The following is a 10,683-nucleotide window of genomic DNA, read 5'->3' on the forward strand; positions in this document are numbered from 1 at the left end:
GGGTACTACAATAATGAATTTTAGAATAAATTCAAAAAAATCAATTGTAATAAAGAATTTTTTAATTACCCCCCAATTTTTAGCCACATTGGCAGCAAGCCTAATTGTTGGCTATTTACTGTTTGTTCCCCCCATTAATGGGTATGCGGATAACGGTGATTTTGCGCGGGTAATTTATGTTAACGGAATTTATCCGCTAACTAATCATTATACATATCTTAAATATCTTCATCTGCATTATGGTATTATGCAATATTATAATGAACATCAGGCAATGTTATTTTCTTCGCAAGGAATGTTTATTAAGCTAGCGATTTTTTTGAATCAAGTTTTTTATAGCAAGAAAATTTTTGATATTCGTTTCATAGGAGTGGTATATTATTTTCTTTATTTAGGTGGAATTTATTTTTTAACTACCGCTTTAACATTTAAAACCAAGAAAAAAACGAATTATGTAATTGCAATTTTAGTTGTTCTTATTTTTGCTGATTCATCTTGGACCTTGTATTTTAACAGCTTTTTTGCTGAACCAATAATGATTATTGCAATGCTATATTTAACAGCATCAATAATGTTATTAGGTAAGAATTGTAAACATCAAATTACTATTTTTACAATTTATCTTGTGGCATGTTTAATTCTAATTACTGTAAAACAACAAAATGCACCATTGGCATTAAGTTTAGCTCTTTTGACAATGGGACTGTATTTTGTTTTTAAACAAAAAAAGTATAAATATTTGCTGACGTTTTCTATAATTCTTCTATTAGCAGCAGGGGCTGCCACCTACGAACTGATTACCAGTGATTTTAGCCAAATTAACAAATATCAAACTGTCACGCGCGGCGTCTTACTTGAAGAAAAGGATCCAGGAAATGATTTAGAACGAGGAGGAGTCAGTCGACAGTTTGGTTTATTGAAAGGAGAAATATATGGGCAAACATATTCGGAAGTCCCTCAAATGTCAGCTGTTATTAAAAAAGATCTTCTAAAAAAGGTCGATTTTGCTTGGGTTTTAAAATTTTATCTTACTCATCCAAAACAATTCCGGCAAATGCTAGATATTGCTGCGGGGGATGGTTATTTAATTCAAGTACGTGCAGTCGGTGATTATCAAAGGGCATCTGGAATACGACCGCAGCAGCAAACTCATTATTTTACATTATTTAGTCTTATTATGGAGGCATTTTTCCCGAAGAAAATTGCTTTTTATATTTTGCTTTGTCTGGTTTTAGCCATTTTGTATTTAGTAATTGGTTTCATGGGATTCAAGAATAATGAAGATGAGTCAATCTTAAAGTGTTTTAAAATGCTTGCTTTTGTCACAATAATAATGGGCACTTTTGTAATTAGCATTGTTGGTGATGGCGATGCTGATTTAGCAAAACACCTAATCATGGTACCATTAACTTTAGATTTAATATTTTTAGAAATTATAGCGGATGTTTTGCAACACTCTTTTTTTCATCCAATACAAAGTGAGAGGAGTAAATCTAATGGACTGGGTAAAATTGACTAGGAGATGGTGGGTGATTTTGCTATTTTTGACAGTGGCTTCCTCGTTAATAGCACAGTCTCCGTCAATAAAGGCTGCCAATTTTCAGAAATCAGACAGTTCTTCTAACAAGGTCCTTTTGGTCTACGACAGCAAAAACGCCTATTACAATGGAGAAAAAACGATTGATTCAGTTCAGCGGCTACTAACAGCCTTGGGTATGGAAACGACAACGACTACTATCAGCAAATATCAAAAAGGAACCTTAGAAAAAGGCGGTTACAGGGCAGTTATTACTTTAGTTAACTGGAAATCCATTAATTTTACTAATAAGTCTTTCATTACTGATCGTCAGAATTTCCAGGGAAGCAAGATTCATATTGGACAGAACTTGCAGACAGATGAGGTACAGGGGTTACAGGCAGATATCGATAAAATAGTACGGCAGCAGTTAATGTTTGAAAGTAATGGAATATTGGAACAATTGCCATATACTGATTCTATGGAAACTCTTAATAATATTAAAGGAAATTATTTAACTTTTGGGAAACTTCAGTTAGAAGGCTATGAACCAGCAAAAACAATGCCTTTTGGAGTGATTAGTAATAATAATGCTTATTTACCGTTTTGGAAAACAACTGGACTAGGTCTGATTTACGAGCAGGAACTTTTAACAAAGCTCTTAGGCAATCAGCATGGAAGAAAAAATTATCGGCCAATGTTAGTAATCACAAAGGTTACTCCGTTTGCCCACTTGAATTATTTAAAACAATTGATTCGAATGTTATATAAAAATGGAATTCATTTTGCATTAAGTGCCACGATTATTAACCAAAATATGAATCAGAAGGCTTTTGCAAAGTACGTTAATGTCCTGAAATATGCTGAAAATCATAATGGCCTGATTTATTTGAGGGCCCCTTACTTGCAGGATGGTTATCTAACAGATTCAGTTACAAATAAATCCTTAAGGACAGTAATTTCAAAAAACATGCGACTGTTATATCGCAATCAGGTGTATTCAATGGGAATAGCAGCACCAAATTATTGGAACCATGACAAAGTTTTGACTTATGCAGGGTTGAAACAGGCTAATGAAATTTTGTTATTGTCAAATCCTAAAATTTACCCTGAAATTGCCGCAAGCAATAAAGGAGCAACTTATCGCAAAGTGTATTATGTAGCATCGGTAGCGAGTTTTGAAAAAATTAAAGCTACACATTCATTATTAACGGATGAAAATATGAAATTCAAGGTGCCTACAGCTTTAAATATTAATTTGCCAAGAACACGTGCTAAATTGTTAAGGATTGAAAAAGATCTAAATAAAATGGACTTAACTTGGTATGATTTTTCGGCCGATTCGGTCCTTAGAAAAATAAGAATAAGCAATCGAACATTGACATATCAATTTGGAAATTATTACGTCAACGGTGTGCAACGTAATATAACGACTAACGATAATAATCAGAAGCAGTACAAAAAGCAGCACAAAAAAGTATTATTTGTTCAAAAAATCAATCATATTTTTAAATGGAGCAGTAAATTGTTGTTAGTCATTGTCATAATATCGTTAATTGGATTAGTTGGTTTCTTGATTAAGGGACGTCGAGTATATTTAGATAAGTTTAGGAGGAAGTAGATAATATGTCCTTAATAGATACACTCTTAATTATTAGTGTTTTTTCAATCTGGCTGGTCTTGTTGGTTAATGTCATATTAGTTTTTGCTGGTTATATTGGTTATTTGCGAACACATCAAGCTCCTTTACCTAGCAAACTACCTTTTGTATCTGTTTTAGTTCCTGCACATAACGAAGGAATTGTCATCATCAAGACTATTGAGTCACTGCTAGCATTTGACTATCCAGTTAATAAGTATGAAATTATTGTTATTAATGATAATAGCTCAGATAATTCTGCAGAATTGTTACAAAAAATTCAGGAAAAAAATCAAGGTCGCTTTTTAAAAGTTATTAATACTGATGAAATTGTTGGTGGAAAAGGAAAATCAAATGCACTAAATATTGGGCTTAAAGAAGCCAAAGGTAGTGTGATTGCCGTTTATGATGCAGATAATACACCTGAGAAGCCAGCATTGAAAATTTTGGTTTCGGAGTTGGCTGTTGATAAGAAGGCGGGTGCTGTAATCGGCAAGTTTAGAACTAGAAATAAAGATGCTTCATTACTGACAAGGTTTATAAACATTGAAACGCTGTCTTTTCAATGGCTTTCACAATCTGGAAGAAAAGCATTGTTTAACTTGTGTACTATTCCTGGGACTAATTATGTTATCAGAAAAGAATTGATTGAGAGAATGGGCGGCTGGGATGTGAATGCTTTGGCAGAAGATACTGAAGTTAGCTTTCGAGTGTATCGAATGAATTATCACATTAATTTTCAACCTTTGGCGGTTACATGGGAGCAGGAACCACAGACTTTTGATGTATGGTTCCACCAGAGAACAAGGTGGGTAAAAGGAAATATTTATGTCATATTGAAGAATCTAAAACTGTTATTTGTCAAAGAAGGACGCGCAATACGGTTTGATCTGATATATCTTTTGGCAATCTATTTTCTTTTAATGTTCTCTCTAATAATATCAGATATAACTTTTATTTTATCCGTTTCGGGGTTTGTACACATTGATATTACAGGATTCAGTAATCTACTGTGGCTTTTTGCCATAATTTTGTTTGTTGTCAGCACATTCATTACGATTACCACCGAAAAAGGAGAAATGACGTTTGATAATTTAATGATTATTATTCTAATGTATGTCGTGTATAGTCAAATGTGGTTGATAGTTGCTTTCTATGGATTAATGGTATACATGTGGGAGAAAATATCCCATAAAAAAACAGGCTGGTATAAAACAAAGAGGTATAAATGAGATGAAAAAAACAATTAGATTTTTATGGATAATAATGGGGAGCCTAGCAATCTCATTAGTAATGACACTAATGAGTGCGAGAGCTGACGATATAAAAAGCTACACTCAGCCGTTTCAAAATAATACAACTACCTTATCAGGTAAGTCAGTAACGGCAAATATGTATTTTACCAAAATTGATTATTGGGATTTGAAGACGGCAACTTTGAATTTAAATTATAAAGTATCACAGTTAGCAGCTAATCAAAGTTCAGATATTACTATTTCAATAAATGGGGTTAAATTTTATTCTTTTCGTCCTGCTATTAAGAGTGGGATGCAAACTAAACAAATAAAGATACCTGTTAGGTTGATTAATGGATCTGATAATTTAAAAATCTATGGTCAAATTATTAATCAGACTAAAGATAATACCGCTTTAGCGCAAACTCCAGCTAATTGGTTAACACTGTACAAAGGCTCAAACGTTAATTTTCAATATAATCTAAAACAACCAGACTTTAAAATAAATTCGTTTTACAATCATTTTTCTGGTGCCGATACCATCTCATGGGGACAATCGGTGATTGCTATTCCCAAAAATGCAAGCAATGGTGAATTAACAGCTGCAACATATGCTCTTGCAGGGCAAACAAGAACATTGAATACTGATACAGATCAGTTACCATTGACTTCGTTTGGAAATGCTAAGGCAAAAAATGCAAATTATAAAATTATTGTTGCATTGTATAAAAATTTGCCCAAAAAATATCAAAGCCAAATTAAAGTAGATGATGTGCGAAATAATGGGTTTCTAAAATTAATTTATAATAATGATAAACACATTTTGATTGTTACTTCTCAAAAGCTTAAATTACTGCAAAAAGCTGCAAAGTTCGTTGCAAATTCAGAATTGATGGAAGAAACACAATCATCAACCGAAAAGATTAGTGATGGGACACAAACATATTCATCAACCCTTAATTATAATGGGTCGGCAAGCTTAACCAGCAAGGGGCAAAAAGTGACTGGTGCAGGTCATCAAGAAGCTGAATTCTTTATAAGTTTACCAAGCAGCCGAACTAATTCTGCAGGTAGTAAAATTAGATTACACCTTAGATATGCCAAGAACTTGAATTTTAAAAATTCGTTAGCAACAGTGTATATTAATAAAAAAATTGTTGGGAGTCATAGATTAAGTCTTTCAAAAGCGGATAATGATACTTTTACACTAACTTTGCCTGCTAATCTGAAGTTAGGAAATAGTTTGGTTGTTCGTGTCGCGCTAGATTTGGCACCAAGAAGTACAGCCAATACAGATAATGCCGACACACCGTGGGCTTATATCGAGTCTGATTCGAAAGCATATATCAAATCACAGGATAAAAACGATCTGCTATTTTCAAATTATCCTAGTTTATTTATTAGGAATCGAACTTATAATCAAATTGCGGTCGTTCGGCCAAAAAAACTCAGTAATTATGATTTACAGACAATTACCAATATTTTTAACTTGATTGGAGTCTATGCTGAAAGTAATACAGGATCTATCAAGTTCTATACAAAGAAGCCTTCAACAAAAGTACTGCAAAACAAGAACTTAATTGTTTTTGGAACGCCGAAGAGCAATAGTTTTATTAAAGAATTGAATCATTCTTTGTATTTTAAGTTTAGTAAAAGCTTTAAGGGTTTTGTATCGAATGAAAAATTAAGTATTGAAAAGAAATATGGTGAAAACATTGGAACCGATCAATTACTGCGGTCACCTTATAATAAAAATCTAGGGTTACTGGTCGTAACTGCAGCTCATTCTCAGGATGTTTACATGGCAACAACCCAGATAAATTTCCAAAAAAATATTGTACAGCATAGCGGGGATGCAATTATTGTTGATCAAAATAATAATCTTTATAATTATCGCTTCAAAAAGAATGCTGTTCTCAACAAAAAGATAGCAATCAAGCAAAATATTCAAACAAACGGTAAGTTATATATTTATATTTTGATGGCACTGTTTATTGCGATTATTTTAGGCGTAACAATAATTTTGTTATTGTTGAAAAATAAAAAATCAAGTGGAAAGGTCCGGCAGAAATATGAAGAATAATAATAATACTTTAATTTCCGATGTGTATTTTTTGTTGACATTGATGGCTTTTTCAATTGTAGCAGTATATATGGGAATTTCACATAATTTTTTAATGATAAATATCTTCTATCTGGGAATTAGTTTATTGTTGCTTGTAATCAGCTATTTTGTTGGATTACTTCCAGGTTTACTTGGCAACTTGATCTTCATCTTTATACAAGGCAGTTATATGTTGTATGAGAATTTATTGCAGGGAGAGTATGTTAGTTTTTTGATGATGTTTTGGCTGGTTATGCCGTTGATATTATCGCTGGTAATTTATGGTATGACAGATCATCAAAGAAAAGTACAGATGGAAAACCAGCAAATGAAACTGAGATTGAGCGAAGATACTGTGTTTGATGATTTAACAAATTTACGCACAATGAATGCTTATCAACAGGATGCAGAAATTTTTATCGGAACGCACAAGAGATTTTCAATTCCGCTTTCGACAGGAGTTATTACATTTCGGTACGATGATCAGCTTTTAAACATGATGTCACCAGAAAATCGGATAAAGTTAATCAAGGAAATTTCAAAGATTATAGTTTCTAGTTTACGAGAAAATGATATTATCTATAATATTTCAGGTCAAGGCGGCAAACCACGGTGGGCAATATTATTATTCTCGAAAAAGGATGGAATTAATATCGCTGTTGCACGAATTAAAAAAAATGTCGAGGAGCAACTTGTAAAATATCCTGAACTCAATAAATATGATATCCAATTAAGGGTTGGAGTGGCAGAATATGATGATAGTATTACCTCGGTTAAGGGGTTCATAGCTACGGCTGTACAAGAGCAGGAATATGATGTTTAGCGATTACCTTTTTTACCATATAATTTTTGATGATTTTTGGAGAGGCATTATTGTTTTACGCAAATTGATACTTAATTTTGAGGGTGCAACTGAATGTAAAGTGTGATAAATTGTTTTAATAGGGAATTAGCAGATAGTAAAATAATACTATTTCATAGAATTTGATTATCTTATTTATCAAAGAGGGGAAATTAAATGTGGCGCTATTTAAAACGATTATTGATTGGAAAACCTTTAAAAACTGCAGATGAGGGTAACCAACAACTAACAAAGTTCAAAGCCTTGGCTCTGCTGTCTTCTGACGCATTATCATCAGTAGCATATGGGACTGAGCAAATTACAGCAGTTTTGGTGGCCTTATCTGCTGCGGCTACGTGGTACGCGTTACCAGCAGCTGGGATTGTTTTGATTCTATTGTTTGCAATAACATTGTCCTATCGGCAAATTATTCATGCATATCCATCTGGCGGAGGTGCATATATTGTTGCAACAAAGAACTGGGGAACACCAGTCGGCTTAGTTGCAGGTGGTTCATTGCTAGTTGATTACATGTTGACTGTAGCCGTTTCTGTAACTTCCGGGACGGAGGCAATCACTTCAGCAATTCCATTTTTGAGGACATATAGTATTGCTATTGCAATTATCATTGTCTTATTTATTATGACTTTGAATTTGCGCGGCATGCGTGAATCAGCTTCTTTTTTAACATTTCCAGTTTATCTATTCATTACTATTTTGGTTTCGATGCTTGGATGGGGATTATTCAATATTATTACGAATAAGGTTCAATATAATGCGCCTGCACCAATAGGGGGAGCAGTTCCTGGAATGTCTTTAATCTTGTTTCTTAAGGCATTTTCAGCGGGATCATCTTCCTTGACGGGTGTGGAAGCTATTAGTAATGCAGTCCCTAATTTTAAAAAACCTAAAAGAAGAAATGCCGCTAATACCTTAGCTCTGATGGCCGTAATTCTAGGTGCGTTTTTTACAGGAGTTACTTTCTTGAGTTATTATCTGGGTGTTCTTCCTAATAACAAAGAAACGGTCTTATCTCAAATAGGAATGGCGGTTTTCGGTAAGGGAATCTTTTATTATCTCCTACAATTCTCGACAGCTATGATACTGGCAGTTGCCGCTAATACCGGTTTCTCAGCATTTCCAATACTAGCTTATAATTTAGCAAAAGATAAATTTATGCCACATATGTATATGGACAAAGGAGACCGTTTGGCATATTCAAATGGAATTATTTCACTTGCGGTTGGAGCGATTGTTTTAATCTTAATTTTTCATGGGCAAACCAACTTATTAATTCCTTTGTATGCAGTCGGTGTTTTTGTACCGTTTACACTTTCTCAGTCGGGGATGATCATTCATTGGTTCAGAGAAAGAGGAACCAATTGGATTTTAAATTCCCTTGTTAATCTGTTAGGAACAATTATTTCATTTCTTTTAGTTGTGTTTTTGTTCTTGCTACATTTTCAAAATGTGTGGCCATATTTGATAATTATGCCGGTTTTATTATTTGCATTTCAAAAAATTCATAATCATTATATCATGGTTGCTTCCCAGTTACGCTTGAGTGAAGAAGCCTCACTTCATGATTACAATGGTTCAACTGTAATTGTCCTTGTAAGTTCAGTAACTCATGTGACGACTGGAGCTATCAATTATGCAAGATCAATCGGTGATTATGTAATCGCAATGCATGTTTCATTTGATGAGAACCCCAAAAAGGAACATGAGACTGCAAAGGAATTTAAGGAATCATTCCCAGATGTACGCTTTGTTGATTTACATTCTTCATACCGTTCAGTAGCAACCCCTGTTTTACGTTTTTGCGATGTTATTGCTAAGAACTCGGCGGAAAAGAATTACTCAATGACAGTCTTAGTGCCACAATTTGTACCGCGTAAACCATGGCAAAACATTTTACACAACCAGACTAGTTTAAGATTACGTGCCGTTTTAAATTCACGTGAGAACATTATTGTATCAACGTACAGCTATCATTTAAAAAAATAGGTTTTATAGGGCTCTATAAAAGCTATCAGGGTTTATGTTATAATAACCAAGATTGGTTATATAATCTAGTAGATAATTAAGCTCTTCTTTAATTTGATTAAAGAAAAAAGAAAGAGGACGGCGTATGTATACAGTTGTTACGTCTTTTTTGGCAACACTGGCATTTTCGTTTTTTTTGACGCCGCTTGTTAGACGGTTGGCGTTCAAAATAGGCGCGGTTGATAATCCGAATGCTAGGCGTGTCAACAAATCACCGATGCCGACAATGGGAGGCCTTGCAATTTTTTTGGCCTTTAATATAACAAATATTTTTATCTTAAGAAAAGAATATCCAAGTAGCCAGTTTTGGCCGCTCTTTGCAGCTGAATGTGTAATAATTCTGACTGGTGTAATTGATGATATTTTTGAACTTAAACCTAAACAAAAAATATTAGGGATAACAATTGCGGGGTTAATAATTTATTTTTTTGCAAATATAAGAATGACGACTTTGACACTTCCTTTTTTGGGTACACTCAATTTGGGGATTTTAAGTCTTCCAATTACTTTAATATGGATTTTAGCCATTACTAATGCAGTTAACCTGATTGATGGACTTGATGGGCTTGCCACTGGGGTATCGGTGATTGCTTTATTTACGACTGGAATTACAGGCTTCTTCTTCTTGACGGTTACAAGTACATATGTTTCAGTTTGGATTTTTATGCTGGTAGCAGCTCTGTTAGGTTTCTTACCATATAATTTTCATCCGGCTAAAATTTATCTTGGGGATACAGGGGCTCTTTTTATTGGTTTCATGATATCAACTTTCTCTCTTTATGGACTCAAAAATGCAACTTTTATTTCAATAATTATTCCAGTGATCATACTTGGGGTTCCAATTACAGATACTGTTTTTGCAATATTACGGCGCTTTTTAAATAAAAAACCAATTGCACAGGCTGATAAACATCATTTGCATCACAGATTAATGGAAATGGGATTGTCTCATACACAAACGGTTCTTGTGATATATGGGATAGCTCTCATATTTTCAATGATTTCATTGCTGTATCCGATTTCCAATTTAGGAGGTTCAATCTTATTGACTGTTGCAACCTTGATAGGGCTTGAATTATTTGTGGAATCAATTGGGCTAGTTGGGCCTGAGAGAAGACCTGTATTGAAGTGGATAGGGAAGGTTTTGAAGATAAAGGATCATAAATTTTCATCTAAGAATAAGAAATAACGGATAGTACAAAGTCGTGGAAATTTGAGTATCAACTAGAAACTACGAACATAGCAAGAACTTTACTATGAGTAATTTGAAGTTAGACGGAGAATTTTGACTTATGAAACACT

Annotated in this window: 7 protein-coding genes; all 7 read left to right on the forward strand. The window is 33.8% G+C overall.

Annotation, left to right across the window (positions count from 1 at the left end; translation table 11 throughout):
* Positions 1 to 13 precede the first annotated feature (13 nt).
* The 7 genes from FFX44_RS03320 to FFX44_RS03350 all read left to right on the forward strand — a co-directional run bounded on the left by FFX44_RS03320 (position 14) and on the right by FFX44_RS03350 (position 10,570).
* Complete coding sequence (locus FFX44_RS03320; RefSeq protein WP_289977861.1) at positions 14 to 1,519, forward strand: hypothetical protein; 1,506 nt, start codon at positions 14 to 16, stop codon at positions 1,517 to 1,519.
* Positions 1,497 to 3,137 carry a hypothetical protein gene (locus FFX44_RS03325; protein WP_289977862.1) on the forward strand — a complete coding sequence of 547 codons (1,641 nt, stop codon included), beginning with the start codon at positions 1,497 to 1,499 and terminating at the stop codon, positions 3,135 to 3,137. Before FFX44_RS03320 ends, FFX44_RS03325 begins: the two co-directional genes overlap by 23 nt.
* Positions 3,138 to 3,142: 5 nt before the next feature.
* Positions 3,143 to 4,387, forward strand: coding sequence for a glycosyltransferase (locus FFX44_RS03330; protein ID WP_289977865.1), 1,245 nt, complete (start codon positions 3,143 to 3,145; stop codon positions 4,385 to 4,387).
* Position 4,388: 1 nt separating this feature from the next.
* Positions 4,389 to 6,473 carry a cellulose biosynthesis cyclic di-GMP-binding regulatory protein BcsB gene (locus FFX44_RS03335; RefSeq protein WP_289977866.1) on the forward strand — a complete coding sequence of 695 codons (2,085 nt, stop codon included), beginning with the start codon at positions 4,389 to 4,391 and terminating at the stop codon, positions 6,471 to 6,473.
* The gene (locus FFX44_RS03340) at positions 6,463 to 7,317 is read left to right on the forward strand and encodes a GGDEF domain-containing protein (protein ID WP_289977867.1); all 855 of its coding nucleotides are present in this window, start codon (positions 6,463 to 6,465) and stop codon (positions 7,315 to 7,317) included. The genes FFX44_RS03335 and FFX44_RS03340 overlap by 11 nt, the downstream gene beginning before the upstream one ends.
* 195 nt (positions 7,318 to 7,512) lie before the next feature.
* Complete coding sequence (locus FFX44_RS03345) at positions 7,513 to 9,342, forward strand: APC family permease (RefSeq protein WP_289977869.1); 1,830 nt, start codon at positions 7,513 to 7,515, stop codon at positions 9,340 to 9,342.
* A 124-nt stretch (positions 9,343 to 9,466) separates the two neighbouring features.
* Positions 9,467 to 10,570, forward strand: coding sequence for an MraY family glycosyltransferase (locus FFX44_RS03350; protein WP_289977871.1), 1,104 nt, complete (start codon positions 9,467 to 9,469; stop codon positions 10,568 to 10,570).
* Positions 10,571 to 10,683: the final 113 nt, after the last annotated feature.

This window comes from Lactobacillus sp. UCMA15818, assembly GCF_030400225.1.
Taxonomy (GTDB): domain Bacteria; phylum Bacillota; class Bacilli; order Lactobacillales; family Lactobacillaceae; genus Liquorilactobacillus.

Coding starts and splice junctions, on each gene's coding strand:
- FFX44_RS03335 (WP_289977866.1), top strand. CDS start 4,389: ATGAAAAAAACAATTAGATTTTTATGGATAATAATGGGGAGCCTAGCA.
- FFX44_RS03320 (WP_289977861.1), top strand. CDS start 14: ATGAATTTTAGAATAAATTCAAAAAAATCAATTGTAATAAAGAATTTT.
- FFX44_RS03350 (WP_289977871.1), top strand. CDS start 9,467: ATGTATACAGTTGTTACGTCTTTTTTGGCAACACTGGCATTTTCGTTT.
- FFX44_RS03345 (WP_289977869.1), top strand. CDS start 7,513: ATGTGGCGCTATTTAAAACGATTATTGATTGGAAAACCTTTAAAAACT.
- FFX44_RS03325 (WP_289977862.1), top strand. CDS start 1,497: ATGGACTGGGTAAAATTGACTAGGAGATGGTGGGTGATTTTGCTATTT.
- FFX44_RS03330 (WP_289977865.1), top strand. CDS start 3,143: ATGTCCTTAATAGATACACTCTTAATTATTAGTGTTTTTTCAATCTGG.
- FFX44_RS03340 (WP_289977867.1), top strand. CDS start 6,463: ATGAAGAATAATAATAATACTTTAATTTCCGATGTGTATTTTTTGTTG.